Source organism: Sphingomonas sp. PWP1-2, from assembly GCF_049898305.1.
In the GTDB taxonomy this organism is placed as follows: domain Bacteria; phylum Pseudomonadota; class Alphaproteobacteria; order Sphingomonadales; family Sphingomonadaceae; genus Sphingomonas; species Sphingomonas glacialis.
In genome coordinates this window covers 161,029-185,928 of sequence record NZ_JAFCXM010000001.1, presented here as the reverse complement: position 1 = coordinate 185,928, position 24,900 = coordinate 161,029, and the positions used below count along the sequence as shown (strand labels likewise).

Below are 24,900 nucleotides of genomic sequence, written 5' to 3'. Positions count from 1 at the left end.
GAGCGCCCGTTTTCGTTTGCTCAGCGACGCGAGCGGAATCAGCCGGTGATGCGGAGCGCGCGCCGGCCAATGACGTCGTGCCGCTCCTCGATGCGCGCACCGGAAATCGCCACGCCCCGCTCCTCGCCGTGTGGAAGCACGATCGTCAGCGGATAGGCATCGGCGGCAGCGATGGTGAGCGTGATCGCGTCGGCGGTACACTGCCCGGTAATGCGCCAAACACGCGGTTCTTGGCGTGTTTCGTCATCCTCGAAGGCGCTGACGGTAAAATCGCCCTCCCCCGCTGGCGGGAACAGCCACAACCCGCGATCGCGTGGCGCGGGCGCGAAGCCGCCCTGCGCAAGATCGACGAACATCGCCGAACCGGCGCGCGCGAACAGCGGCGGATTGCCCGCCAGCGGCGCGTCGACCTCAATCACGGCGCCGCCGGCATGGCGCGTCCCGCTCCACACGTCGTACCAATCGTCGCGCCCCGGAAGCCGCACGGTGCGCGTCGCGGCACCGTGCTCGACGACGATCGCCGCGAGCACGTCGCGCCCGAGCATATGGTCGTCGCCGTCGATCCAGGCCGCCGCATCGCCGGGATGATCGAGCCATACCGGCCGGACGATCGGCTCGAAATCATGGCTGTAGCGCAGCAGGAGATCGCCGAAGAACGGCAGCAGCGTCTGGCGGAGCGCCATCAAACGCTGGATCGCGGGGAGCGCCTCGGCATGCATCCACGGTTCGTTGACGCTGCGGTCGTCGTTCCAGCTGTGGATGCTGAATCGCGGCATCAGCACGCCGGCTTGCACCCAGCGCACCAGCAGTTCGGCATCGGGCGGCGGTCCGGCAAAGCCGCCGACATCGTGGCCACTGTTCGAGATCCCCGAGAGCGCGAGCCCGAGACCCATCTTGAGATTGTAGCGCAGCGTCTTCCAGTCGGTGCGATTGTCGCCCGACCAAGTCTGTGCGTAGCGCTGCAGGCCGGTCATCCCCGAACGCGTCACGACATAGGGCCGCCTGCCCGGCGCATGCGCGATCTGCGCGGCACGCGACGCGCGCATCATCAGCAACGCCTGCAGCGGCAGCGCTTCGGCCGCCGCACGCGGGGTGCCGAAGCCGTGGATCCGCGCGCGCGCGTCCCACACTTCATATTCGTTATTGTCGTTCCATGTCGCTTCGATGCCGGTGTCGAGCAGTGCTGTCGTCACCTGCGTCTTCCACCACGCCGCGGCCGCCGGGTTGGTGAAGTCGAGATAGACGCCGGGCGCGTCCCAGAATTGCGCCTGAGTTTCCACGCCATCCGCATCGGCGACGAGCAGCCCGCATTCGCGCACTTCGTCGATCAGCGGATGATCGAGCAGCATCGCCGGCTTGATGTTGGGGACGAGCCGAACGCCCGCATCGGCATAGCTTTTGACGAAGGCGGCGGGATCGGGAAACTTGTCGCGGTTCCAGTGGAAGACGTAGCGCTTGTCGCCGATCGAGGTGTAGCCCGACGACAGATGAAACGACGTACAGCCGATGTCATGCTCGGCGAGCTTGGCGGTGAAGCTCTGCATCTGCACGGCGGCATCGGGCGCATCGGTGTAGGTCATCGTCGAGCCCGAATAGCCGAGCGACCAGGCCGGCATCAGCGCGGGGCGCCCGGTCAGCCAGGTAAACCGTTTGGTCACCGCGAGCGGGTCGGGGCCGGCGATCATCCACAGATCGACATCACCGTGATCGGCGACGACGTGGCGGTACGGCCCGTGATAATTGTCGAGCTCCTGCCCGAAATCATAGGTCACGCGCGCCAGTGTATCGTGGAATTCGCCGTGGCAGCGGCCGGCAGCATCGGCGACGAGCACGTAGGGAATCGCCTTGTAGAGCGGGTCGCTCAGCTCGGCGTCATAGCCCATCGGATCGAGACTGGTGAGGCGAAAGCGGCGGCCGGTGCGGTCCATCGCGCCCGCGCGTTCGCCCAGCGCATAATGGCGATCGCCCGCGCGGCGCTCGAGAAAGTGGTGCGCGCGGCCGTCCCACCAGCCGAAATCATACGCCTGGGTCGGGCGGTCGGCGGCGATCGGCTGCCAGGCCGCGCCGTCATGCTGTTCCCAGCGGCAGTGCAAGCCGTGGAGCGCGATCGTCACGCGGATCCGCGCGGTCGCGACGACGAGCGTGCCGTCGGTCTTCTCGACCAAAGCCTCGGGGCAAGCGAAGCCCGCGACGTCCATCCGGTCGCGCCCGGGTTCCGCGATATCCTCGGCCCCTGCGGCGATCGCCCAGCTCGGCGGGCTCGTCACCGTGCCGTTGGCGAGCAGCAGGAGGCGGACGATATCGTCCTCGAGCACGAACAGATTCGCCACCGCGCCAGTATCGGCGGTGAGCGTGATCCGTCCGCGCGTGCGCTCGGTCAGCGCGAACAGCGGCGGATTGGCGATCGTGACGTGTCTCATGCCAACTCCCTCGAATCAGGCACTTCGGGTAACGTCAGGCGGCTGACGAAGACGATCAGCACCGCCGCACCGATCAGGTCGAACACGGCGAGCGCGCCGAACAACGGCGCATAGCCGACCGTATCCGCCAGCTGACCGATCAGCAGCGAGAAGAGCAGCCCGCCGATCCAGCCGGCCTGCCCGACAAACCCGTTGGCGGTGCCGACTTCCTCCGGCGTGAAGACATCGGCCGACAGCGTGTTGATCAGCACCGAGATCATCTGGTGCGCAAAGCCGCCGATGCAGAACAGCGCAATCGCAGTGTACGGGCTCGCGGCGAGGCCGATACAGCCCGGCGCGATCATCAACACCGCGGCAAGGCTGATGCCGAGCACGCGTGACGGGATCAGCCGCATCCCGAAGCGCTTGATGAAGAACGGCGACAGATACCCGCCGAGCACGCCGCCAAGATCCGCCGCTAGAAACGGCAGCCACGCGAACAAGGCGATCTGCTTCAAGTCCATCCCGCGCTCGGTCGCGAGGTAGAGCGGGATCCAGAAGCTGAAGGTCTGCCACGCGGGTTCGGCGAGGAAGCGTGGCACCGCAATCACCCAGAATTTCGCGCTGCCCAGGATCTCCTTCGCGCTCGCGCGGCGCGCCGGGATGAGCGGGCGGTCCTGCGCGATCATGGCGCGTTCCTCGGGCGTGATCGACGGATGGTCGTTCGGCGAGCGATAGAAAGCGTACCACGCACCCGCCCACACCAGCCCGACCGCGCCGGTCACGACGAAGGCCAGCCGCCAGTCGCCCCACAGCGTCACCGCGACGACGATCGGCGGCGCGATCAGCGCGCCGAGCGAGGTGCCGGCGTTGAACCAGCCCGTCGCGACCGAACGCTCGCGCGCGGGAAACCATTCGGCGATCGCCTTCATCCCCGACGGGATCGCCGCCGCTTCGCTCATCCCGAGCAAGGCGCGGAAGAAGGCAAGGCTCAGCCAGCCGCCCGCCAGCGCGCTGAGCATGTTCGCCGCCGACCAGGCGACGCCGAAAAAGGCGAAGCCCGCGCGCAGCCCGAAATGATCGACGATATAGCCGGCGACGGGCTGCATCACGGTGTAGGCAAGCTGGAACGCACCGACGACATAGCTGTATTGCTGCGTCGACATCGCGAAGCTCGCCTTCAGCTGCGGGGCGAGCACCCCGAGCGAATTGCGGGCGAGATAGTTGGCGATCGTGCCGACGCAGATCAAACCGACGATCCACCACCGCAGATGCCGGATCTTCATGCGCTCAGCGTCCACGCCATGCCGTGCAAAGCGTCCTGATCTTTCGCAAGACGTGGTGTGTCGGCATCGGAATCTCGCCCCCACGCGGTGGCGATGACGCGCGCGTCCAGGATTTTCACGATGCGTCCCTCCCCGACATTATGTCGAGGAAGCTAGACAGATCGGTCCGCGCTGTCCATGCTGGTAAGGCCAGATTGGCCAGGGAAGAATTCGGTATCCAAGATGTTGCAGATGTTGCGCTCTTCGCAAAGCTCGGTCACGATCGCATGATGAATGACCAGCCGCGCCGCGTCACAAGGCTTTACGAACAGGTCGCATCCGACGTCCGCGCCGCGCTCGCCAGCGGGCGCTATGCGATCGGTGATCGACTGCCGTCCGAGCGCGACCTTGCGCTGCAGTACAAGGTGTCGCGCCCCACGGTACGTGAGGCGATCATCGCGCTCGAGGTCGACGGCATGGTCGAGGTGCGAACCAATTCGGGGGTGTATGTCGCCGCGCTGCATCCGGCGGGTGGCGTGCTCAGTGAAACCGATGTCGGCGGATTCGAGCTGCTCGAAGCGCGGCGGCTGATCGAATCGCAAGTCGCGGGGCTTGCGGCCGGGCAGATCGACGCCGAGCGCCTTGCGCGGCTGCGGTCGCTGGTGCGCGAGATGGAGAATGTCGATCTCGTCACCGCCGAGGTCGCCGATCGCGAATTCCACCTCGAGATCGCGCGTTCCACCGGCAACAGCGCGCTCGAGATCACCGTCGCGATGCTGTGGGACACGCGCAGCCGGTCACCGCAATACCGGCTGCTGACCGAGAAGGTCCGCACCGCCGGGGTCGCGCCGCGCCAGTCCGAGCATCTGCGGATCGTCGAGGCGCTGGCCTCGGGCGACGCGAGCCGTGCGCACAATGCGATGTGGGACCATCTCGGGCGCGTGATCGACGCCTTGCTCGAAGCGACCGAAGTCGAAGCGATCGAGCGCGCCCGCGCGGATGTCGATGCCAAGCGGCGGCGCTTCCGCGACAAGGTGGCGGTGGCGAGTTCGGGCTGAGCTGCGCACCGGGGCGATACCGTTGACGGACCCGCGCTCGGCCTGTCGTAGCCGTCACCCCGGCCTCGTGCCGGGGTCTACCGGGATGCGCTGCACTGCGCTGGCAGCATTTGCGGCACGGTGGGCCCCGGCACAAGGCCGGGGTGACGGAGGTCCGATCGTCCAAACCTACCGCGTATAGGCCGCAGCCAATGCGAGCAGACCCTCGGCCTGTTTCAAGTGCGGCAGATCCACCATCCGCCCATCGAGCCCAACGGTCCCCACGCCCGGCGCCGCTGCAAACGCCGCGACGATCCGCTGCGCGTGTGCGATCTCCTCGGGCGACGGCATGAAGCTCGCGTTGATCGCGGCGACTTGCGCGGGATGGATGGCGAGTCGGCCGGTAAAGCCCTCCGCCCGCGCTGCGCGCGAACTCTCGCGCAATCCCGCCTCGTCGCGGAAATCGACATAGAGCGTATCGATCGCCTGAACCCCCGCCGCCTTCGCGCCGAGCAGCGTGAGCGAGCGCACCAGGCGATAGGTCAGCGCCCAGCCGCCGGCGAGATCGAGATTGCTGCTCGCGCCGAGCGCGGCGGAGAGATCCTCCGCGCCCCAGGTCAGCCCGAGCAAGCGATCGAGCCCCGCGCCCGCATACGCGCCGAGCGTGAACGGGGCTGCGGCGGTTTCGGTCGCCACCGGCACGATCTTGATCGATCCCGGCGCGACCCCGGCCTGCGCCTCGAGCGCGTCGAGATAGTGCGACAGCCGGTGGATGTCGTTCGGCCCGTCGCATTTCGGCAGCATGATGCCATCGGGCGCGGCGCCGACCACCGCGACAAGATCGTCGAGCGTGAGCCCGCTGTCGAACGGATTGATCCGCACCCATAACTGGCCCGGACGGGCGCCGCGCGGACGCTCGCCGACGAACGCCGCGACCAGCGCCCGGCCCGCCGGCTTGTTCGCCGCGGCGACCGAATCCTCGAGATCGAGGATCACCGCATCGGCGCCACAAGCATCGACCTTGCCGAGCTTCTTCTCGCTGTCGCCGGGGATGAACAGCCAGGAGCGCAGCGGCGTCATGCCGGCCGCCGCCGCTGCAGCCCCGAACGCTTGCACGACGCGACCAGCTCGTCGCGCTGGTTGTAGGCGCGGTGGATGAAGGTCACGATTCCGGCATTGGGGCGGGACTTCGATTCGCGCAGCTCGGCGACCTCGGTCTCGACCCGCAGCGTGTCGCCGATGAACACCGGTGCGGGAAAGCGCACCTCGTCCCAGCCGAGATTGGCGACCGCAGTGCCAAGCGTCGTGTCGCCGACCGACACGCCGACCATCAGCCCCAAGGTGAAGGTCGAATTGACGATGATGCGACCGTAATCGCTGTCCTTCATGTATTCGGCATCGAGATGGAGCTGCGCGGGGTTATGCGTCAGCGTCGAGAAGAGCAGATTGTCGGTCTCGGTCACCGTCCGCCGGATCGCATGGGCAAAGGTCTGCCCGACCTGCAACTCCTCGAACCACAATCCTGCCATCGCTCTCCGCTCCTTTGCCTGGCTATGGATTAGGCAGGAATTGCGCAAAACGCCATCGCCTCGACGCGGTGGCAGCTCTGCGGGTACGGGGCGTTCGTCGTGGCATGGCCGAATGCGCCGATCGCGCGTACGGGGGGCAAATGACCGCACAGATCTTGATCGTCGACGATGAATCCGCGATCCGCCGCCTAGTGCGCGGCGCGATCGAGCGGGCCGGGCTGACCGCCGACGAGGCCGCCACCGCCGCCGACGCGCTGACGCTGGCGCATCGTCCGGGGTGCGCGCTGGTGCTGCTCGACCTCGGCCTGCCCGACCGCGACGGGATCGAACTCGTGCCGCTGCTCAAGGCGATGGACCGCGCGGTGATCGTCCTTACCGCGCGCGATGCGACCGCGGAGAAGGTGGCCGCGCTCGATCTCGGCGCCGACGATTATGTCGTGAAGCCCTTCGATACCGAGGAATTGCTGGCCCGGGTGCGCGGCGTGCTGCGGCGGCACAATGCCGTGCCGGCGGGCGGGAACCTACTGAAGGTCGGACCAGTCGAGATCGACCTCGCGGCACACCAGGTGTCGCGCGACGGCGCCGCGGTGAAGCTGACGCGCAAGGAATTCGCCCTGCTCGCCGAGCTCGCGCGGCATGCCGGCAAGCTCCTGACGCACGCGCATCTGCTGCGCGTGGTGTGGGGCGACGGGCATCTCGACGATGTCGAATATCTGCGCGTCGCGGTGCGCGCGCTGCGGTTGAAGCTCGAGCTCGATCCCGGCGCGCCCGCGCTGCTGCTCAACGAGCCCGGGATCGGCTATCGGCTCGTCGCCTAGGCGCTCACTCCGCTGGCGCGACGATCGCGGTGCGCTGTTGCCGGCCCCAGCTTTCGCGCCCCGTCAGGAACGCGTGCCAGCCCCACACCGCGCCGGCATGGCGCAGCAGCTGGAAGCTGAACGGCTCGAGGAGTGCCGCGATCAGCGCGGGGAACAGCGCCAGCCCCTCGCGCTGCCCGGTCCAGCGCTTGTACATGCCGAGCGACCAGAGGTGGAAGGTCAGGTCGATCGCGATCTTGGCGAGCATCACGAGCAGGATCGGCAAGGCGAGCGTAAAGCGCCCGCTGATCACCAGCCCGACGAGGATCGCGAACGCCGCCAGCCCGTAGATCGGCTGCACCGTATCAAGCGCCTTGACCGGCAGCATCGCGGTGCCGAGCCAGCCAAAGCGCCGCGCGCCGACCATGTCGCGGTTCCAACGCTGCGTCTGGAGGAAGCCGCCGAACCAGCGCCGCCGCTGGCGCAGGAATGCCATCGGGCTCGCCGGCGCATCGGTCCGCGCCAGCGCGCCGCCGACCACGCGGATCTTCCAGTCGCGACCATGATCGGCAGCATGGCGATAGAGCCGGTGGATCAGCTCGTAATCCTCGACCATGCAATCGGGGTCGAAGCCGCCGACCGCGACCACCGCCTCGCGCCGGAATGCGGCGAACGCGCCCGAAATCAGCAACAGGCTGTCGAGCCGCTCCCAGGCATGGCGCGACAGGAAGTTGCGGACGTATTCGTAGGTCTGGAACCACTCGAAGAAGCGGCCCTGCAGATCGCGCCCGCAGATCGGCGCGAGCACCCCGGTCGCCGCGACGAGCGTCGGCTCGGCAGCGAAGGCCGCGCGCATCGCGGCGATCGCGCCGGGTTCGAGCAGCGTGTCGGCGTCGACCGTCAGCACGACTTCGGTATCGACTTGCACCATCGCCGCATTGAGCGCGCGCGCTTTGCCGGTATGGCGCAGCCGCAGCCAGCGCAGCGACGGCAGGATCGCCGAGGGCGGCGTCATCGTGCCGAGCGGCGGGACGGCGAGCCCGTAGCGCCGCTCGAGCACTTCGGCGGTCGCATCGCTCGATCCGTCATCGGCGATCAGGATCAGATCGGGCGGCGACGCTTGCCCCGCGAGCCGATCGATCGCCGCGGCGATGACGCTCGCCTCGTTATGCGCCGCGACGATGACGCCGAAGCTGGGCGAGGTGACAGGCGTTGGGTGGGGCGTCTGGCGCAGGTCGCGGATGTTCCATGCGGTGAACGCCAACAGCGCCGTGTCGTAGAGGATATAGGCGATCCCGATCGACCAGACCGCCAGGCTCTGCCGCATGAACGCTTGAACGAACAAAGCGAGGAACAGCAGCGGCCCGATCGCGCCGATCAGGCGGCTTGCGAGCGGCACGCGGCGCGGGGTGAGCCGCGGGGATTCGGCAACGAGCGTTTCGGCGAGCGAGGTCATTGCGGGGGCGTTACCGATAGTGGATGAACAAGCGATGACGCGCCTAGCGCGGCCACGACCGGGCCGCTAGGCTCCGCCTTGCAAATCGCAAGGAGCCGATCGATGTTACAGCGCTACACCTCTGTCGCGATCGTGCTCCACTGGATCATCGCGGTGTTGATCGTCGCCAATGTCCTGCTCGCCTGGACATGGCCGAATCTTGCCGACGTGCAGGTGCGCCCGGCGATCGACCTGCACAAGTCGATCGGCATCACGATCCTCGGGCTCGCGCTGCTGCGGATTCTGTGGCGCCTCGGCCACCGCCCGCCGCCGCTGCCGCAGGGCTATGCGCGCTGGGAAGTCGCCGCGTCGCATATCGTGCATTGGGGGCTCTACCTGATCCTGTTCGCGATGCCGCTGACGGGGTGGATCATGGATTCGGCCTATAAGGATTCGGCGAGCCATCCGATGTTCCTCTACGGCCTGTTCGAATGGCCGCGCCTCGGCTTCATCATGGCGCTCGATCCGGCGACGAAGAAGGCGGTGCATGACGGGTTTGGCGAGGCGCACGAGATCATCGCTTATGCCGTCTACGCGCTGGTCGCGCTGCATCTGGCGGGGGCGATCAAGCATCAGTGGCTCGATCGGTCGCAGGAGCTGCAGCGGATGTGGTTCGGTCGGCGGTAGACCCGCGCAACCGTCACCCCGGACTTGTTCCGGGGTCTACCGGGATGCGCGTTCTGACGCCGCGTGGGCGCGTCACGGTGGCCCCCGGCACGAGGCCGGGGTGACGCAGGAGCATTGGCGCTACCGCTTGGTGAAGACCGCCTTGGGCAGCATCACGTGGACGCCCTTGTTGCGATCGACCAGTTCGGTCACCTCTACATCCCCCGCGACGCTGATCAGCATGTACGCGTCGTCGCGCGTCATGCCCTTCGCGGCCACGAGGAAGTCGATCATGTTGCGCAGCGCTTTGCGCGTCGCGTTGCTGAGATCGTCGTCGAACCCCATCGCGATATAGTGCGTCGGGGTCTCCGCGCGCGGATACGGCGCCTTGTCGCCCTTGTGCAAGATGAACTGCAGCGTCCCCGTCAGCGAGGTTTCGAGCGCGGTGATGTCGACTTCGCCATTGCCCTGTGCGGCATGGCCGTCGCCGACCTGGAACAGCGCACCGCTGGCATGGACCGGCAGGTACAGCGTCGTCCCCGCGACGAGCGCCTTGTCGTCCATATTGCCGCCATTGATCGTCGGCGGCGCCGAATCATAACGGCCGAAGGAAGGCGGCGGTGCCACCCCCATACTGCCGAAGAACGGCCGGAGCGGGACATCGACGCCCGGCGCGAACCGTCCGAGCATAGTCTTGCGGTCGAGCGGGACGATCTTCATCCGCGCATAGGGGAAATCGTCGGTCAGGAACCCCGCGCCATAGCGAAAGGCGTTGTAGGCATAGGGGATCGCGAGATCGATCTTGAGAATGCGGATCTCGAGCGTGTCGCCGGGCTCGGCGCCGGTGATCGCGATCGGGCCGGTGAGCACGTGCCCGCCCGGCCCGCGCTCGCTCGCTGGGACGCCGGCATAGACCGCGCGCAACGCCGGCTCGACATCGGCGGGTGCGACGCCCGCTTTCTCGAGCCCTGCCGGACTGTTGGTCAGCAGCGTATGGACGACGACGGTGTCGCCCGACTCGATCGTCAGGACGGGCTTGGAGGTCGCGTCGTAATGCCCCCAGGCGACGGTCTGCGGCGTGGCGGGCAGATCATGCGTCTTGGCCGCCAGCGGGCTCGCGACGGCCAGCCCGATCAATCCCATCCAGTATCGCATATGCCACCCCTGTTTACCCGTTCGGGCAAAGGTGGCGCACGCGACGCTCAGCGTCCAGCGAGGATCGCGTCGATTGCCTCGGCGACACCATCTTCGTCGTTGCTCGCCACGACATGCGTCGCCTTGGCGCGGACCGCCTCGGGCCCCTGCCCCATTGCGTAGGACACGGCGGCGCGGGCGAACATCGGCAAGTCGTTGGCCTGATCCCCCAGCACGGCGATCGCGTCGAGCGGAATGCCGAGCGTCTCCGACAACGCCGCGACGCCATCGCCCTTGTTGCCGGCGAGCGCGGTGACGTCGAGATAATAGACTTGCGACTGCGCGATCGTCGCGCGGTCGCCGTAACCCTTGGCCTGTTCGGCGAGCGCCTTGAGCAGCTCGGCATCGTCGCTGACAAAGGTCAGTTTGTCGACGCGGTCGAACAGATCGGTGAAGTCCTGCCGCACGACCGGCGCCTGGTTCGACGCCAGCTTCTCGCTGCCGACATGCCTGCCCTGATCGGTGCTGGCATACCATTGATCGTCGGCGAACACCCAGGTGTCGACCGCTGCGCCTTTAACGACGTCGAACACGCCCTCGACCACCGCGCGCGGGACATAATGCTGGCTCGTCACCGTGCCGTCGCGGGTGAACACCGTGCCGCCGTTGAACGCGCCCATCGGCGCGTCGATGCCGAGCAGCTCGGCGATCGGCATCATCCCCGAACGCGGCCGCGCGCTGACGATCGTGAACCCGACGCCCGCCTCGCGCAGCCGTGCGACCGCGGCCTTGACGCCGGGTGTAACCTGCTTCTGCTTGTCGACCAGCGTGCCGTCGACGTCGGAAACGACGAGCTTGACGCTCATTGCGGCATCTCGACATGCCCGCCGAAGCCGAAGCGCATCGCCGAGAGCAGCTTGTCGCCGAAGGTATGATCGACGCGGCTGCGATAGCGCGCAAACAGCGCGGCGGTCAGCACGTTGGCGGGGACTTTCTCCTCCATTGCGGCGTCGATCGTCCACTGGCCCTCGCCCGAATCGGCGACGCTGCCGGTGAATTGTTCGAGGTTCTGGTCCTTGGCGAGGCCGATCGCGGTGAGATCGAGCAGCCACGACGAGATCACGCTGCCGCGGCGCCATACTTCGGCGATGTCGGTGAGGTTGAGATCGAAGCGCTCGTCCTCGGGCAGCTTGTCCGACGCCTTGCCCTTCAAGATGTCGAAGCCCTCGGCATAGGCCTGCATCAGGCCGTATTCGATGCCGTTGTGCACCATCTTGACGAAGTGGCCCGCGCCCGCGGGGCCCGCGTGGATATAGCCCTGCTCGGCGCGCGGATCCTCATTCTCCTCGATCCGGCCCGGCGTGCGCGGGATCGTGCCGATGCCGGGCGCGAGCGCTGCGAGGATCGGGTCGATCGTGTCGACCGCTTCCTTCGATCCGCCGACCATCATGCAATAGCCGCGCTCGAGCCCCCACACGCCGCCCGACGTGCCGACATCGACGTAGTGCGTGCCCTGCTCGGTCAGCGCCTTGGCGCGACGGATGTCGTCCTTGTAGAAGCTGTTGCCGCCATCGATGATGATGTCGCCCTTGGTGTCGAAGCCGCCGATCGTCGCGATCGTCTGCTCGGTCGGCTCGCCCGCCGGGAGCATCACCCAGTAGATGCCGGGTTTGTCGAGCTTGTCGCGCATGTCTTCGAGCGAGGTCGCGCCGATCGCGCCATCGGCGACGAGGCCCTCGACTGCGGGGGCGTTGCGGTCGAACACGACCGTCTCGTGCCCTGCGCGCATCAGCCGGCGCGCGATGTTGCCGCCCATGCGGCCCAAGCCGATGATCCCGATCTTCATGTGGACAATCCTTCGATCAAAAAGCGGTACAGCTTCCCCGGCGGAGGCCGGGGCCCAGTCGCGCAGACAGTGATCGTGAAAGGCTGTCTGCCGCCAGGACCGTGTCTCGACTGGGCCCCGGCCTCCGCCGGGGAAGAAAATGGTAGGTCAGGCGTGCGCCGGGTGCTTTGCCGCGATCGCGCCGAGCAGATCGTCGAACGCCTTGGAGAAGGACGCGACGCCCTCCTCGACCAGCGTGTCGGTGACGCCGTCGAGGTCGAGCCCTAACCGCTCGGCCTCCGAGATCACGTGGCGCGCACCGGCGACATCCTGGCCGAGCGTCGCCGCCGCGGTGCCGCGCTCGCGATACGCGTCGAGCGTCTTGGGCGGCACGGTGTTGACGGTGTCCTTGCCGATCAGCGTGTCGAGATACAGCGTGTCGGGATAGTCAGGGTTCTTGGTGCCGGTCGACGCCCAGAGCAGCCGCTGGACCTGCGCGCCCTTGGCGGCGAGCGCCTGCCAGCGGGCCGAGGCGATGAACTCTTCATACCAGGCATAGGCCAGCTTGGCGTTGGCGATCGCGACCTTGCCCTTGAGCGCCTTTGCTTCGTCGCCACCGACGCCGGCATCGATCTTGTCGTCGATCTTCGAATCGATCCGGCTGATGAAGAAGCTTGCGACGCTGGCGATCTTGTCGATCGGCTCGCCGCGCGCGACGCGCTTTTCGAGGCCCTCGACATAGGCTTCGGCAACCGCCTGATAGGCGTTCTGCGAGAAGAGCAACGTGACGTTGACGTTGATCCCGGCATCGATCGTCGCGGCGATCGCGGGGACACCGGCGGGGGTGCCGGGGATCTTGATCATCAGGTTCGGACGGTTGACCGCCTTCCACAGCTTTTGCGCCTCGGCGATCGTGCCATCGGTATCGTTGGCGAGATAGGGCGAGACTTCGAGGCTGACATAGCCGTCCTTGGCGTCGAGCCGGTCATAGACCGGGCGCAGCGTGTCGGCGGCGGCCTGGATGTCGAGGATCGCGAGGTGCTCGTAGCGCTCCATCGTCGGCGCGTCGGGATGGGTCTTGTCGTAGGCGGCAAGCTCAGCGTCATACGCGTCGCCGTGCCCCATCGCTTTTTCGAAGATCGACGGGTTCGACGTGACGCCCGTCAGCGAATCCTCGTCGACCATCTTCTGCAGGCCGCCCTCGGCTAGGAACTTGCGGTCGACGAAGTCGAGCCACACGGCCTGACCCAATGCTGCGAGATCGTTCAAACGGCCCATCAGTGCTTCTCCGTGAATCTGTGTCGTACGCCCTTGTAGCCCCGCATTTGGGCACGGCGGTTACGCGAACAACCCCGTGGGGCAATTAGTGTTCAATTCCCCGTCATCCCCGCGAAAGCGGGGATCCCGCTGCCTAGCCCGCGCTCGGGAGAAGAGGCGGCACCCTCGCTTTCGCGAGGGTGCCGGGGGTAGTCTCCGTTTTCCTACTTGGCCGCGTTGACCATCTCGGTCGCGACCTTGACGACATGGTCGACGGTGAAGCCGAACTTGTCCTGCAGCTTGGCGATCGGGGCCGAGGCGCCGAAGGTCGACATGGTGATCGTCTTGCCGTGCGTGCCGACATAGCGATCCCAGCCGATCTCGCTGCCCATCTCGATCGCGACGCGCGCCGTGATTGCCGCGGGGAGCACCGACTCCTTGTATGCCGCGTCCTGGCTCTCGTAGCGGTGCCAGCTTGGCAGCGACACGACGCGCGATGCGACGCCCTGTGCGACGAGCTTGTCGTGCGCTTCGAGCGCGAGCGACACTTCCGAGCCGGTCGCAATCAGGATGACCTGCGGGGCGCCATCGGTTTCTGGGCTATCGGCCAGCACATAACCGCCCTGCATCAAGCCCTCGGCGCTCGCATATTTCGAGCGGTCGATCGTCGGCAGCGCCTGGCGCGACAGGATGAGCGCGGTCGGGTGGTTGGCCGACTGCATCGCCGCCTTCCACGCCCATGCGGTCTCGTTGGCGTCGGCCGGGCGGATCGTATCGAGGCCGGGAATCGCGCGGAGCGAAATAACCTGCTCGATCGGCTGGTGCGTCGGGCCGTCTTCCCCGACACCGATCGAATCGTGCGTGAAGACATAGGTCGCGCCGAGTTCCATCAGCGCGCCGAGCCGGATCGGCGGACGCATGTAATCGGAGAAGACCAGGAACGTCGCCGAATAGGACCGCAGATAGGACAGCGCCATGCCGTTGACGACCGCGCCCATGCCGTGTTCGCGCACGCCGAAGTGGAGGTTGCGCGCGTCATAGCTGGCCGCCTGGAACGAACCGCCATTGTCGATCAGCGTCTTGGTCGAAGGCGCGAGATCGGCCGAGCCGCCCATCAACCACGGCACCTTGGCGGCGATCGCGTTCATCACCTTGCCGCCGGCATCGCGTGACGCCATGCCCTTGGCATCGGCGTCGAAGGTCGGAATGTCGGCATCCCAGCCCTCGGGGAGCTGGCTGGTGAGCAGCGCGTCGAGCTCCTTCGACAGCTCGGGGTATGCGTCGGCATAGCGCGCGCGCATTTCATCCCAGGCTTCGCGCAGCGGCGTGCCGCGATCGGCGACCGCCTTGTGGAAGCCTTCCTTGACGCCGTCGGGGACGAGGAACTTGGCCTCGGGATCCCAGCCATAGGCCTTCTTGGTGTTGGCGATGTCGTCGAGCGTCATGCCCTCGCCGTGCGCCTTGGCAGTGCCCTGGATCGAGCTGCCATAGCCAATGATGCTCTTCACCACGATGAAGGTCGGCTTGTCGTCGCAGGCCTTGAAGCTGTCGAGCGCCGCCGCCATCGCTGCGCAATCGTTGGCGTCGTCGACGTGGAGGACGTGCCAGCCATAGGCCTCGAAACGCTTGCCGACGTCCTCGTCGAACGCGAGATCGGTGCCGCCCTCGATCGAGACGTGGTTCGAATCGTAGACCCAGCAAAGGTTCGACAGCTTGAGATGCCCGGCGAGGCTGGCGGCTTCGCTGGCGACGCCCTCCATCATGTCGCCGTCGCCCGAGAAGACGTAGACGTCATGGTCGAACAGTTTGAAGCCATCGCGATTGTAGCGCGCGGCGAGCCAGCGCTCGGCGATCGCCATGCCGACCGAATTGCCGCAGCCGGCCCCGAGCGGACCCGTCGTCGTCTCGACGCCAGTGGTGTGGCGATATTCGGGATGGCCCGGCGTCTTCGAGCCAAGCTGGCGAAACGCCTTGATGTCATCGAGGCTGACCGCCGGCGCGCCGGATTTCTTGCCGTCGCGATCGATCTCCTCGACGCCGGCGAGGTGGAGCAGCGCGTAAAGCAGCATCGACGCATGGCCGACCGACAGCACGAAACGGTCGCGGTTGGGCCAGTCGGGGGTCGACGGATCGGTGCGCAGGAACTTCGTCCACAGCGTATGGCCGACCGGCGCGAGCGCCATCGGCGTTCCGATATGGCCCGACTTGGCGGTCGACACCGCATCCATCGACAGCGTGCGGATCGTGTCGATCTGGAGTCGCTCGGGGCTGCCATCCTCGTGGAGCGCGGTTGCGGGGTTCGCTTGGGTCTGGGTGTCGGCCATGCAGGGGGTCGCCTTTTAGTGTGGTCGCTGAACGCTCGCGCGTCGGTCGGGTTGCCCGGGGTTGAAGATAAGGATCGCGCTTTAGTCGCTCGCGCGGCCGCGTTCTAGCCGCGTAACGACTCCGTCGGTCGCGATATAGGCGGCATCGACCTCGGCGAGGAACAGACCGTGACCGAGTGCCCCCGGAATCGCGTCGATCGCCGCGGCGAGCGCGGTATGATCGATGTCGGCGGGGAAGCGGCAATCGAGGATCGGATTGCCCTGGTCGCTGGTGAAACCCGCCCGCAGCGTTGGCGTGCTGCCAAGCGCGGCGAGTCGGTCGGCGACGAACGCCTGGGCGAAGGGCAGGATCTCGACCGGGATTTCCGCTGCGCCGATCTTGGCGACGCGCTTCGATCCGTCGGCGATCACGATCATCCGGTCGCTCGCCGCGGCGACGACCTTCTCGCGCAGCATCGCACCGCCGGCGCCCTTGATGGCGTTGAGGGCATCGTCGATCTCGTCGGCGCCATCGATCGTGAGGTCGATCCGGGCGGGCATCTCGACGAGCTGGATGCCGGCCTCGCGGGCGCTCGCTTCGGTTGCGAGGCTGGTGGCGACGGCCTTGATCTGAAGGCCGGCGCGAACCTGGTCGCCGAGTGCCGCGATCGCGAACGCGGCGGTCGAGCCGGTGCCGAGCCCGACGATCATCCCGGCGCGGACTTCGGCAATCGCGGCGAGCGCGGCGAGGCGTTTGTCGGACTCGTTCATGGCGGCACCCCTTAGCCGCTTCGTTCCGAGCTTGTCGAAGGCCGTTCTCGCCTTTTCTCGCTGGAGGAACTCGAGACGCCACCGCTTAAGCCTCCCCTTCCTTCCAGGGAGGGGAGAAGAAACTTTCCCCTAGCTCTCGCCGGCACCCCACGGCAAAGCCTCCACCCATGATCGAACGAATCCTCGGCATCCTCGCCACCTTCACCATCGGCGTCATTTCGAGCGGCGGCTATCTTGGCATCGCGCTGCTGATGGCGATCGAGTCGGCGTGCATTCCGCTGCCGTCCGAAATCATCATGCCGTTCGCCGGCTATCTCGTCTCGACCGGGCGCTTCGACCTGTTCCTCGCCGCCACCGCGGGCGCGATCGGGTGCAATCTCGGGTCGATCGTCGCCTATGAGATCGGAAAGCGCGGCGGGCGGCCGCTCGCCGAGCGGTGGGGCCGTTACGTGCTGGTTGGCCCGGGCGAGCTCGACGCCGCCGATCGCTTCTTCGCGCGCTTCGGCAATATGGCGGTGCTGATCGGGCGGCTGTTGCCGGTGATCCGCTCGTTCATCGCCTTCCCGGCAGGCGTCGCGCGGATGCCGCTGGTGCCGTTCCACGTCTACACCTTTCTCGGCTCGTGGCCGTGGTGCTTCGGGCTTGCCTGGGTCGGGATGAAGCTCGGCGATCAGTGGAACAAGAGCCCGGCGATGAAGGCGGCATTCCACAGCGCCGATGCGGTGATCGCGGTCGTGCTCGTCGCCGCGGTCGGTTTCTATATCTGGCACCGCGTGCGTGGCTTGAAGCGGCCCTGATTCGACACGACATCTTTGTCGACCGCCAAAGCGTAACTTGGCGCGTGCATGACGCGAATGGCGTTATGTCCTGGCCTCAGAGGTGTTTCGATGTTCAAGCCCGTCCTGATCACTGCCGGCCTTGCCGGAATCGCGCTCTACGCGCTCGGCGGCGGCACGGCGAAAGCCGAGCGCGCGGTGCCGATCCCCGTCTCCAAGACCGACGTCACTGCAAGCGGCCCGCAGACCGCGGTGTTCGCGGGCGGCTGCTTCTGGGGGATGGAAGCGGTGTTCGAGCATGTGAAGGGCGTGAAGAGCGTCACTGCGGGCTATGCCGGCGGCACGCGCGAGACCGCGACCTATGACCAGGTCTCCACCGAGACGACGCAGCATGCCGAGGCGATCCGCGTCGTCTACGATCCGGCCAAGGTCAGCTATGCGACGCTGCTGCGCGTCTATTTCTCGGTCGCGCACGATCCGACGCAGCTCAACCGCCAGACCCCCGACAGCGGCTATAGCTATCGCTCGGCGATCTTCCCGCAGAGCGCGGCGCAGCGCGGCGTTGCGGCGGCGTATATCGCACAGCTCGGGCAGGCGCATGTGTTCGGCAAGCCGATCGTGACGAAGATCGAGAACGGCTCGTTCTTCCCGGCGGAGGCGTATCACCAGAACTTCTTCGATCGGAACCCCAACCACCCGTATATCGTGACCTTCGACAAGCCGAAGGTGGCGGCGTTCCGTGCGGGGTTCCCGCAGCTGGCGAGCTGACCCTTCTTTAAGCCCCTCCCCTTCAGGGCAGGGGTTGGGGGTGGGGACGTGCCTCGCAGAGAGCAAGCGCCCGTTACAGCCCCACCCCAACCCCTCCCCTGAAGGGGAGGGGCTTTCTTGTCCCGCTACGCCGCGACCTTGAAGCGCAGCAACTTATCCTCGACCGGGATCAGCGCCTCCGCCCCCGGCCCGACCGCGCGGACGATCTCGGGGTGATCGACGTCGAGCCCGCCGGTCAGCGCGCCGAATGCGGGCAGGATCAGCTTGGTCGGCGTCGCGACGAAACAGATCCGCGAGACGTTGCGGCCGCGCACGCGCAACCGAAGCTTGGGATGGAAATGCCCCGACAGCTCGGGCCGCGTCTCGCGCGCGCTCGCTTCGTGGCGGAGCACCAGCCCGTCGACCACCGCCTCGTCGACCACCACGCCGCCGCAGCGATCGACCAAGCCGGCATCGTGCCCCGCATCATGATTGCCCGTGATCCACGTCCAGCGCGCCGCCGAGGTCAGGCTGCGCAGCGTCGCCTGCGCCGCGGCGGGCAACCGCTCGCAGCCCTTGGGGTCGTGGAAACTGTCACCGAGGCACCAGATCTCGCGCGGGCTGAGCGCGTCGACGACCGCGCTGAGATCGGCAAGCGTCGCGAGCGAATCGTAGGGCGGCAGCATCTGCCCGCGCTTGGCAAACCAGCTCGCTTTCTCGAAGTGGAGATCGGCCACCAGCAGCGCCTGGCGCGCCGGCCAGAACAGCGCACCGTTGCGCAAGGCGAGCAGGGAATGCCCCCCGAAGGCAAGCGGGGCGAACGAAAAGGGAACCATGACCCCGCCTATGTCGCAATCGATGCAACCATGCAACGCTGTCCGGCCGAGCGACGGTCCCGTTCGGTTAAACCGCTTGCGCAAAGGCGTAACGGGCGTAAAGCGCGCCGTCCTCTCCGGCGAGCCATTACCCCCTTATGACCTCTGCCACTGACAGCATTGTCGCCAAAGCCACCCCGCACCCAGCGCTCGTCGCGCTGACGATCGGCGCGATCGGCGTGGTGTTCGGCGATATCGGCACCAGCCCGCTCTACGCCTTTCGCGAGGCGCTCAACCTGACCGCCAAGGACGGGCTCGACACCGGCGAGATCCTCGGCGTGCTGAGCCTCGCGATCTGGTCGTTGATCCTCGTCGTCACCGTCAAATACGTCATCTTCCTGATGCGCGCCGACAATCAGGGCGAGGGCGGCGTGCTCGCGCTGACCGCGCTTGCCCGGCGTGCGCTCGGCAAGCGCTCGTTGATCGCGCTCGTGCTCGGCGCGGCAGGCGCGTCGCTCTTCTATGGCGATGCGATCATCACCCCGGCGCTGTCGGTGCTCTCGGCGGTCGAGGGGCTCAAGACGATCCCGGGGCTTGGCGACGTGTTCTCCGACTCGGTGATCCTCGGCGTGACGATCGTCATCCTCGTCGCGCTCTTCTTCATCCAGAGCCGCGGCACGGCGAGCGTCTCGGCGCTGTTCGGCCCAGTCTGCATCGTCTGGTTCCTCGCGATCGGCGCGCTCGGGCTGTGGCACATCACCGACGAGCCCTCGATCCTGCGCGTCATCTCGCCGCATTACGGCGCGATCTTCCTCGCGACGCACGGCGTGACCGGGCTCTTCGTGCTCGGCGCGGTGTTCCTCACCGTCACCGGTGCCGAGGCGCTGACCGCCGATATGGGCCATTTCGGCGTGCTGCCGATCCGCATCGGCTGGTTCGTGCTCGTCTTCCCATGCCTGATCCTCAACTATCTCGGGCAAGGCGCCTATGCGCTGAGCGCGCTCGAGGCCGCCGCCGCGGCGGGCAAGCCGTTCGTCAACCAGGACTGGTTCTTCCTCATGGCCCCCGAGGGCCTCCGTCCGTGGCTGATCGGCCTTGCGATGATGGCCACCGTCATCGCCAGCCAGGCGGTGATCACCGGCGCCTATTCGCTGACGCAACAGGCGATCCAGCTCGGGCTGCTCCCACGCCTGCGCATCCGCCAGACCTCGGCGACGCAGGCCGGGCAGATCTACCTCCCCTCGATCAACTGGCTGCTGCTGGTCGGCGTGCTGGTGCTGGTGATCCAGTTCCGCACCTCCTCGGCGATGGCCGCGGCGTATGGCATCGCGGTGACGGGGACGATGGTGGTGACGACGCTGCTCGCCTATATCGTCGTGCGGCATCGCTGGAACTGGGGGCGCCCGCTCGCGCTCGCGGTAATCCTGCCGTTCCTGACGCTTGATCTGATCTTCTTCGGCGCGAACATCCTGCGCGTGATCGAGGGCGGCTGGGTACCGCTGGTCGTCGCCGCGGTGATCGGCCTCGTCATCTACACCTGGAACCGCGGGCGCGGGATCGTGCGCGCGTTCGAGCTCCGCCAGAGCGTCCCGCTCGCCGACCTCGCCGCCGCGCTCGCCAAGCGCCCGCCCGAGCGCGTCGAGGGGACCGCGGTGTTCCTCACCGCCAACCCCGACAGCGCCCCCGGCGCGTTGCTGCACAATCTCAAGCACAACAAGGTGCTGCACGAGAAGAACCTCATCTGCAGCATCCGCACCGCCGACCGCCCCTCGGTCGAGCAGGACGAGCGCGCCGAGATCCGCCCGGTCGATGCCAATTTCACGATCATCGTGCTGACCTACGGCTTCATGGAATCGCCCGACGTGCCGCGCGACCTGGGGCTCGAGGCGGTGAGCCACAAGAAGTCGCTCAATCCCGCAAAGACGAGCTATTTCATCGGCCGCAACACGATCAAGCCCGCCGCCGACCAGGGCATGCCGCTGTGGCAGGACCGGATCTTCATGTTCCTGCAAAGGAATGCGAGCGACCCGACCGACTTCTTGAAGATCCCGCCGGGGAAGGTGCTCGAGCTAGGGGAGCAGGTTACCGTCTAGACTACGCCGCGCTTTGGTCTCGGTATCACAGCGCGATCCGCCGACACAAAACGCCCCCCACCGGCATGGCCGACGGAGGGCGTTTCGCAGCGCAAGGGGTCGCAGCGTGCCTTACGGTCGCAACACCACCTTGATCACCCCGTCTTCCTTATCGCGGAACTTCTTGTACATCTCGGGCGCATCCTCGAGGCTCGCCGGGTGCGTGACCACGAAGCTCGGGTCGATGTCGCCCGCCTCGATCCGCGCGAGCAGCGGCGCGGTATAAGCCTGGACGTGGGTCTGGCCGGTCTTGATCGTCAGCCCCTTGTTCATCAACGCGCCGAGCGGGACCTTGTCGCCCATCCCGACATAGACGCCGGGGATCGACACCGTGCCGCCCATCCGGCAGCTCATGATCGCTTCGCGCAGCACATGGATGCGATCGGTGGCGAGGCCGATCGTCGCCTTGGTCTTGTCGAGCACCGCATCGAAGCTGCCATGCCCCGAAGCCTCGCAGCCGACCGCGTCGATGCAGCTGTCGGGACCGCGGCCCTTGGTGCAGAATTGCAGCTCGTCATAGACGTTTTCGGTCTCGCTGAAATCGATCGTCTCGGCGCCGCCGGCCTGCGCCATCAGCAGCCGCTCGGGCACTTCGTCGATCGCGATGACGCGGCCCGCACCCAGCATCAGCGCCGAGCGGATCGCGAACTGGCCGACCGGACCGCAGCCCCAGATCGCGACCGTGTCGCCGGGTTCGATCTGCGCATTCTCGGCGGCCATGTATCCGGTCGGGAAGATGTCGGAGAGGAACAGAGCCTGTTCGTCGGTGACGCTGTCGGGCACCTTGATCGGGCCGATATCGGCCATCGGCACGCGCAGATATTCGGCCTGGCCGCCGCAATAGCCGCCGAGCATATGGCTGAAGCCGAACAGGCCGGCGGGCGAATGGCCCATCGCCTTGATCGCCAGCTCGGCATTGGGGTTGGTGCGTTCGCACGCCGAGAACAGGCCCTTGCGGCAGAAGAAGCAATCGCCGCAGCTGATCGTGAAGGGAACGACGACGCGGTCGCCGATCTTGAGGTTGGTCACTTCCGATCCGAGCGCGACGACTTCGCCCATGTTCTCGTGGCCGAGGATGTCGCCGGCCTGCATCGTCGGCTGGTAGCCGTCGAGCAGATGGAGATCCGACCCGCAGATCGCGCAGGCGGTGACCTTGATGATCGCATCGCGCGGATGCTGGATTTCGGGGTCCTTGACGGTGTCGACGCGGACGTCGCCTTTGCCGTGCCATACCAATGTGCGCATTTCTTTTCTCCGGTCGCTGAATGCTTCCGCCGGGGGTGCGGAAGCGTTTTCATGCGGCCTAACGCGTCACGGTGCGGATTGGGGGGCGTAAGCTTTTGTTTTTTGGGCTGATCGGGATCAGGTTGGGGACAAAGCGCGGCGCGCGCAACACAAGGCAAGGATCAGCGGTCGGGTCGCCCCCAAGCCGTCACCCCGGCCTCGTGCCGGGGTCCACCGTGATGCGCGCCTTGCGGGTTCAGCACATGCGGTGCGGTGGACCCCGGGACGGGCCCGGGGTGACGGTTGCGGCGGGGAGCGAAACGCCCCCTACCCCGCATACGCCTTGACCAGATCGAACAGATAATCCCGCCCGTCATACAGCGACTTCACGTTCATCCGCTCGTTGAGCCCATGCGCGCGGTTGAAGTCGCCGGTCATGAAGATGCCGGGGACGCCGTAGACCGGGATGCCGATGCCCTCGAAGAAGATGCCGTCGGTCGCGCCGGTCGACATCAAGGGCAGGATCGTCATGCCGGGAAAGTGCTTGGCCGCCACCGCCTGCGCCGGGCCCATCACCTTGGGGTCGAGGCTTGGCGGCACGGCAACGGGGCGGATCGGCGCGTTGGCGCTGGCCTTCACCGCGGCGCCGGCAAGCGCCTGCAGCTTGGCGAGCGTCCCCTCGACGGTCTCGCCCGGGAAGATGCGGCAGTTGATGTTGGCGGTGGCGCGTTGCGGGAGCGCGTTCTCGGCGTGGCCGGCGGTGAGCAAGGTTGCGACGCAGGTGGTGCGCAGCGTCGAGTGGAAGGTCTTGTCGGTGCTAACGATCTTGTCGGCGGCGGTGTCGGCGGGGTTGGCGACGAGTTTCAACATCGCGTCGCGCATCTCGGGCGGTTGCGCCAAGGCGGCGCCCTTGAAGAAGGCGCGCGTCGTGTCGGTGAATTTGATCGGGAATTCGTAGCTCCTAATCGCCTCGATCGCGTCGGCGAGTTGGTAGATCGCGTTGGTCGGCACGGGCTGCGAGCTGTGGCCGCCGGGGTTGATGGCGGTGAGCGTGAAGTTCTGCGAGGCCTTCTCGCCGACTTGCATGAACATCGCGAGGCGCTTGCCGTCGTCGGTCATCTGGCCGCCGCCGCCTTCGTTGAGGCCGAATTCGGCGGCGATCAGGTCGGGCTTGTTCTTGGCGAGCCACTGCGCGCCGTTGAAGGCGAAGGTCGTCTCCTCGCCGCAGGTGAGCGCGAGCTTGATCGTGCGCTTGGGGCGATACTTCTCGGCCTTGAAGCGGATCAGGCTGTCGGCCCAGATCGCCGCCATCGCCTTGTCGTCGGTGCTGCCGCGGGCGTAATAATAGCCGTCCTCCTCGATCAGCGTGAACGGATCGCGCGTCCAGTCCTCGCGCTTGGCCTCGACCACGTCGAGATGCGCGAGGAGCAGCATCGGCTTGGCCTTGGCATCGCTCCCCTTGAGGATCGCGACGAGGCCGCCCTCCTTAGGATGATCGGGCACACTGAAATAGGTCAGGTCGGCATCGGCGAAGCCCGCCGCCTTCAATCGCGCGCCGATCTGCGCGGCGGCGGTGGTGCAGCTGCCTGAGGACAGCGTGGTGTTGGTCTCGACCAGCTCCTTGTAGAGGCCGAGATAGGCCTTCTGGTCGGGGCGGTCCTGCGCGGTGGCGGCACTGGCGAGCGCGGTGGTCGCGAGCAGGCTGGTGGCGAGGATCGTGGCGATGCGTGCGAACATTGGGGCCCCCTGTGTTTGGCACGAGGCTAGCGTGGTGGCGGGGGAACGCAACGGCGCGAGTCAAAAGCCCCTCCCCTGGCCGGGAGGGGCGAAAAAAGGTTATGGCGCCTTTGGCTGGGCGAGGCGGAGTTCGCGATTGGCGAAGTCGATCCGCACGCGGCCGAACAGCCGCAGTGCATCCATGCCGAGCAGCAACGCGGGCCGGTCGTGCAGCCCGAGCCGCGCAAAGGGGGCGGCATCGACGAACGCCACCTGCAGATTGGCAAAGCTGATGTCGCCGAAGTGCACGCGATCGAGCAGCGCCTGCTCGGCCTGGAGCGACGCGCCGGTGACGCTGAGCACGCTTACCGCGGTCACCGCGCTGCTCGATGGCGCGGCGAGCCGGCGCAGCGCGAGATTCCCCATGCTGGTATCGGCGCCGGTGTCGATCACCACACGCACGGTGCGCCCGCGATAGCTCGCATCGGTGACGACGAGCTGGCCGAGCAGATTCTTCGCGCGGATGACGATATCGTCGGGGCCGAAGCGCTCCTTGCGCAGCCGCTTGGTCGAGGGGATGACGGTCATCGTCTGGGCGGCGAAGTCGATCGTCACGGCATGGCCCTGCAGCGTGTCGATCCCGACCAGTCCGGCGGCGCCGAGATTGCGCGCAACGAGCGCGGGCGCCTCGATCCCGCGCGTCGACAGCCGCGCGCCACCGCCCGGCGATCCGATCTGCAGATCGGGGATGACGACGGTGCCGAATTGCGCCGACCCCGCCATCGCGGTGACATGGACGCTCTTCCCGGGCACCAGGCCAAGCTTGGCGGCGAGTTCGCGCGCGATCACGGTCCGCTCGGCGCCGGTGTCGACGATGAAGCGATACGGGCCGGCCGGGCCGATCGTCACCGGCACGGTCATGCGAAGGCCCTCGGAGACGAAATCGAGCTGCTCGGCGGGGTTTTGCTGCAGCTCATGCTGCGCAACAGGCGGGGCCGCTGGGGTCGGCACAGGCTGGGGCTGGGCCAGCGCCGCGGCAATCGGGACAGCGACAAGCAGCACCGGGTTCATG

General features: G+C 67.0%; 22 protein-coding genes. 6 read left to right on the top strand and 16 right to left on the bottom strand.

Annotated features, from left to right (window positions below; genetic code table 11):
- Positions 1 to 38: 38 nt before the first annotated feature.
- From ACP7C5_RS00945 to ACP7C5_RS00935, 3 genes are read right to left on the bottom strand one after another with little or no spacing between them, the layout of a single operon-like run.
- Positions 39 to 2,420: a TIM-barrel domain-containing protein gene (locus ACP7C5_RS00945; RefSeq protein ID WP_426262878.1), complete on the bottom strand. Its 2,382-nt coding sequence runs from the start codon at positions 2,418 to 2,420 to the stop codon at positions 39 to 41.
- Complete coding sequence (locus ACP7C5_RS00940; protein ID WP_426262877.1) at positions 2,417 to 3,685, bottom strand: MFS transporter; 1,269 nt, start codon at positions 3,683 to 3,685, stop codon at positions 2,417 to 2,419. The genes ACP7C5_RS00945 and ACP7C5_RS00940 overlap by 4 nt, the downstream gene beginning before the upstream one ends.
- Positions 3,682 to 3,804 carry a hypothetical protein gene (locus ACP7C5_RS00935; RefSeq protein WP_426262876.1) on the bottom strand — a complete coding sequence of 41 codons (123 nt, stop codon included), beginning with the start codon at positions 3,802 to 3,804 and terminating at the stop codon, positions 3,682 to 3,684. Before ACP7C5_RS00935 ends, ACP7C5_RS00940 begins: the two co-directional genes overlap by 4 nt.
- Positions 3,805 to 3,954: 150 nt before the next feature.
- Between ACP7C5_RS00935 and ACP7C5_RS00930 the strand changes: the two genes are divergently transcribed.
- Positions 3,955 to 4,722, top strand: coding sequence for a FadR/GntR family transcriptional regulator (locus ACP7C5_RS00930; protein WP_133191757.1), 768 nt, complete (start codon positions 3,955 to 3,957; stop codon positions 4,720 to 4,722).
- 168 nt (positions 4,723 to 4,890) lie between these two features.
- Here the strand turns inward: ACP7C5_RS00930 and ACP7C5_RS00925 are convergent, their stop codons facing one another.
- Entirely contained in the window at positions 4,891 to 5,781 is an 891-nt protein-coding gene (locus ACP7C5_RS00925) for an HpcH/HpaI aldolase/citrate lyase family protein (protein WP_426262875.1), read from the bottom strand.
- Positions 5,778 to 6,230: a MaoC family dehydratase gene (locus ACP7C5_RS00920; RefSeq protein ID WP_426262874.1), complete on the bottom strand. Its 453-nt coding sequence runs from the start codon at positions 6,228 to 6,230 to the stop codon at positions 5,778 to 5,780. The genes ACP7C5_RS00925 and ACP7C5_RS00920 overlap by 4 nt, the downstream gene beginning before the upstream one ends.
- A gap of 140 nt (positions 6,231 to 6,370) precedes the next feature.
- Here ACP7C5_RS00920 and ACP7C5_RS00915 point away from each other — a divergent pair, with 140 nt between their 5' ends.
- The gene (locus tag ACP7C5_RS00915; RefSeq protein WP_354288236.1) at positions 6,371 to 7,048 is read left to right on the top strand and encodes a response regulator transcription factor; all 678 of its coding nucleotides are present in this window, start codon (positions 6,371 to 6,373) and stop codon (positions 7,046 to 7,048) included.
- 4 nt (positions 7,049 to 7,052) lie between these two features.
- Here ACP7C5_RS00915 and ACP7C5_RS00910 read toward each other — a convergent pair whose 3' ends face one another.
- Positions 7,053 to 8,483 carry a glycosyltransferase family 2 protein gene (locus ACP7C5_RS00910; protein ID WP_426262873.1) on the bottom strand — a complete coding sequence of 477 codons (1,431 nt, stop codon included), beginning with the start codon at positions 8,481 to 8,483 and terminating at the stop codon, positions 7,053 to 7,055.
- A 102-nt stretch (positions 8,484 to 8,585) separates the two neighbouring features.
- Between ACP7C5_RS00910 and ACP7C5_RS00905 the strand changes: the two genes are divergently transcribed.
- Positions 8,586 to 9,149, top strand: a complete 564-nt coding sequence (locus ACP7C5_RS00905; protein ID WP_426262872.1) for a cytochrome b — start codon at positions 8,586 to 8,588, stop codon at positions 9,147 to 9,149.
- 120 nt (positions 9,150 to 9,269) lie between these two features.
- On the opposite strand, the gene ACP7C5_RS00900 is transcribed toward ACP7C5_RS00905, so the two are convergent.
- The 6 genes from ACP7C5_RS00900 to rpiA all read right to left on the bottom strand — a co-directional run bounded on the left by ACP7C5_RS00900 (position 9,270) and on the right by rpiA (position 16,418).
- Complete coding sequence (locus ACP7C5_RS00900; protein WP_426262871.1) at positions 9,270 to 10,283, bottom strand: acetamidase/formamidase family protein; 1,014 nt, start codon at positions 10,281 to 10,283, stop codon at positions 9,270 to 9,272.
- Between the two features lie 47 nt (positions 10,284 to 10,330).
- Positions 10,331 to 11,128 (bottom strand): Cof-type HAD-IIB family hydrolase, encoded by a 798-nt coding sequence (locus ACP7C5_RS00895; RefSeq protein WP_426262870.1) that lies wholly within the window; start codon positions 11,126 to 11,128, stop codon positions 10,331 to 10,333.
- Positions 11,125 to 12,108 carry a phosphogluconate dehydrogenase (NAD(+)-dependent, decarboxylating) gene (gnd, locus tag ACP7C5_RS00890; RefSeq protein ID WP_354288233.1) on the bottom strand — a complete coding sequence of 328 codons (984 nt, stop codon included), beginning with the start codon at positions 12,106 to 12,108 and terminating at the stop codon, positions 11,125 to 11,127. Before gnd ends, ACP7C5_RS00895 begins: the two co-directional genes overlap by 4 nt.
- Before the next feature lie 147 nt (positions 12,109 to 12,255).
- A complete protein-coding gene (gene tal, locus ACP7C5_RS00885; protein WP_426262869.1) occupies positions 12,256 to 13,365 on the bottom strand; it encodes a transaldolase in 1,110 nt (369 codons plus the stop codon).
- 203 nt (positions 13,366 to 13,568) lie between these two features.
- Complete coding sequence (gene tkt, locus ACP7C5_RS00880) at positions 13,569 to 15,668, bottom strand: transketolase (protein WP_426262868.1); 2,100 nt, start codon at positions 15,666 to 15,668, stop codon at positions 13,569 to 13,571.
- An 81-nt stretch (positions 15,669 to 15,749) separates the two neighbouring features.
- Positions 15,750 to 16,418 (bottom strand): ribose-5-phosphate isomerase RpiA, encoded by a 669-nt coding sequence (gene rpiA / locus ACP7C5_RS00875; RefSeq protein WP_426262867.1) that lies wholly within the window; start codon positions 16,416 to 16,418, stop codon positions 15,750 to 15,752.
- Between the two features lie 167 nt (positions 16,419 to 16,585).
- On the opposite strand from rpiA, the gene ACP7C5_RS00870 reads away from it, so the two are divergent.
- Together ACP7C5_RS00870 and msrA are read left to right on the top strand one after the other, a co-directional pair.
- On the top strand, positions 16,586 to 17,215 hold the full coding sequence (locus tag ACP7C5_RS00870) for a DedA family protein (RefSeq protein WP_426262866.1): 630 nt from the start codon (positions 16,586 to 16,588) through the stop codon (positions 17,213 to 17,215).
- Between the two features lie 90 nt (positions 17,216 to 17,305).
- Positions 17,306 to 17,962 carry a peptide-methionine (S)-S-oxide reductase MsrA gene (gene msrA, locus ACP7C5_RS00865; RefSeq protein WP_133191744.1) on the top strand — a complete coding sequence of 219 codons (657 nt, stop codon included), beginning with the start codon at positions 17,306 to 17,308 and terminating at the stop codon, positions 17,960 to 17,962.
- A 125-nt stretch (positions 17,963 to 18,087) separates the two neighbouring features.
- Here the strand turns inward: msrA and pdeM are convergent, their stop codons facing one another.
- Complete coding sequence (gene pdeM, locus ACP7C5_RS00860) at positions 18,088 to 18,777, bottom strand: ligase-associated DNA damage response endonuclease PdeM (protein ID WP_189677084.1); 690 nt, start codon at positions 18,775 to 18,777, stop codon at positions 18,088 to 18,090.
- 137 nt (positions 18,778 to 18,914) lie between these two features.
- Here pdeM and ACP7C5_RS00855 point away from each other — a divergent pair, with 137 nt between their 5' ends.
- Positions 18,915 to 20,849, top strand: coding sequence for a potassium transporter Kup (locus tag ACP7C5_RS00855; protein ID WP_426262865.1), 1,935 nt, complete (start codon positions 18,915 to 18,917; stop codon positions 20,847 to 20,849).
- Positions 20,850 to 20,960: 111 nt separating this feature from the next.
- Here the strand turns inward: ACP7C5_RS00855 and ACP7C5_RS00850 are convergent, their stop codons facing one another.
- From ACP7C5_RS00850 to ACP7C5_RS00840, 3 genes are all read right to left on the bottom strand, one after another.
- Positions 20,961 to 22,133: a zinc-dependent alcohol dehydrogenase gene (locus tag ACP7C5_RS00850; protein ID WP_426262864.1), complete on the bottom strand. Its 1,173-nt coding sequence runs from the start codon at positions 22,131 to 22,133 to the stop codon at positions 20,961 to 20,963.
- 306 nt (positions 22,134 to 22,439) lie between these two features.
- Complete coding sequence (locus ACP7C5_RS00845; protein WP_426262863.1) at positions 22,440 to 23,849, bottom strand: M20/M25/M40 family metallo-hydrolase; 1,410 nt, start codon at positions 23,847 to 23,849, stop codon at positions 22,440 to 22,442.
- Positions 23,850 to 23,948: 99 nt separating this feature from the next.
- Positions 23,949 to 24,899: an aspartyl protease family protein gene (locus tag ACP7C5_RS00840; RefSeq protein ID WP_426262862.1), complete on the bottom strand. Its 951-nt coding sequence runs from the start codon at positions 24,897 to 24,899 to the stop codon at positions 23,949 to 23,951.
- Position 24,900 lies beyond the last annotated feature (1 nt).

Coding starts and splice junctions, on each gene's coding strand:
- ACP7C5_RS00945 (WP_426262878.1), bottom strand. CDS start 2,420: ATGAGACACGTCACGATCGCCAATCCGCCGCTGTTCGCGCTGACCGAG.
- ACP7C5_RS00940 (WP_426262877.1), bottom strand. CDS start 3,685: ATGAAGATCCGGCATCTGCGGTGGTGGATCGTCGGTTTGATCTGCGTC.
- ACP7C5_RS00930 (WP_133191757.1), top strand. CDS start 3,955: ATGAATGACCAGCCGCGCCGCGTCACAAGGCTTTACGAACAGGTCGCA.
- ACP7C5_RS00925 (WP_426262875.1), bottom strand. CDS start 5,781: ATGACGCCGCTGCGCTCCTGGCTGTTCATCCCCGGCGACAGCGAGAAG.
- ACP7C5_RS00920 (WP_426262874.1), bottom strand. CDS start 6,230: ATGGCAGGATTGTGGTTCGAGGAGTTGCAGGTCGGGCAGACCTTTGCC.
- ACP7C5_RS00915 (WP_354288236.1), top strand. CDS start 6,371: ATGACCGCACAGATCTTGATCGTCGACGATGAATCCGCGATCCGCCGC.
- ACP7C5_RS00910 (WP_426262873.1), bottom strand. CDS start 8,483: ATGACCTCGCTCGCCGAAACGCTCGTTGCCGAATCCCCGCGGCTCACC.
- ACP7C5_RS00905 (WP_426262872.1), top strand. CDS start 8,586: ATGTTACAGCGCTACACCTCTGTCGCGATCGTGCTCCACTGGATCATC.
- ACP7C5_RS00900 (WP_426262871.1), bottom strand. CDS start 10,283: ATGCGATACTGGATGGGATTGATCGGGCTGGCCGTCGCGAGCCCGCTG.
- ACP7C5_RS00895 (WP_426262870.1), bottom strand. CDS start 11,128: ATGAGCGTCAAGCTCGTCGTTTCCGACGTCGACGGCACGCTGGTCGAC.
- gnd (WP_354288233.1), bottom strand. CDS start 12,108: ATGAAGATCGGGATCATCGGCTTGGGCCGCATGGGCGGCAACATCGCG.
- tal (WP_426262869.1), bottom strand. CDS start 13,365: ATGGGCCGTTTGAACGATCTCGCAGCATTGGGTCAGGCCGTGTGGCTC.
- tkt (WP_426262868.1), bottom strand. CDS start 15,668: ATGGCCGACACCCAGACCCAAGCGAACCCCGCAACCGCGCTCCACGAG.
- rpiA (WP_426262867.1), bottom strand. CDS start 16,418: ATGAACGAGTCCGACAAACGCCTCGCCGCGCTCGCCGCGATTGCCGAA.
- ACP7C5_RS00870 (WP_426262866.1), top strand. CDS start 16,586: ATGATCGAACGAATCCTCGGCATCCTCGCCACCTTCACCATCGGCGTC.
- msrA (WP_133191744.1), top strand. CDS start 17,306: ATGTTCAAGCCCGTCCTGATCACTGCCGGCCTTGCCGGAATCGCGCTC.
- pdeM (WP_189677084.1), bottom strand. CDS start 18,777: ATGGTTCCCTTTTCGTTCGCCCCGCTTGCCTTCGGGGGGCATTCCCTG.
- ACP7C5_RS00855 (WP_426262865.1), top strand. CDS start 18,915: ATGACCTCTGCCACTGACAGCATTGTCGCCAAAGCCACCCCGCACCCA.
- ACP7C5_RS00850 (WP_426262864.1), bottom strand. CDS start 22,133: ATGCGCACATTGGTATGGCACGGCAAAGGCGACGTCCGCGTCGACACC.
- ACP7C5_RS00845 (WP_426262863.1), bottom strand. CDS start 23,849: ATGTTCGCACGCATCGCCACGATCCTCGCCACCAGCCTGCTCGCGACC.
- ACP7C5_RS00840 (WP_426262862.1), bottom strand. CDS start 24,899: ATGAACCCGGTGCTGCTTGTCGCTGTCCCGATTGCCGCGGCGCTGGCC.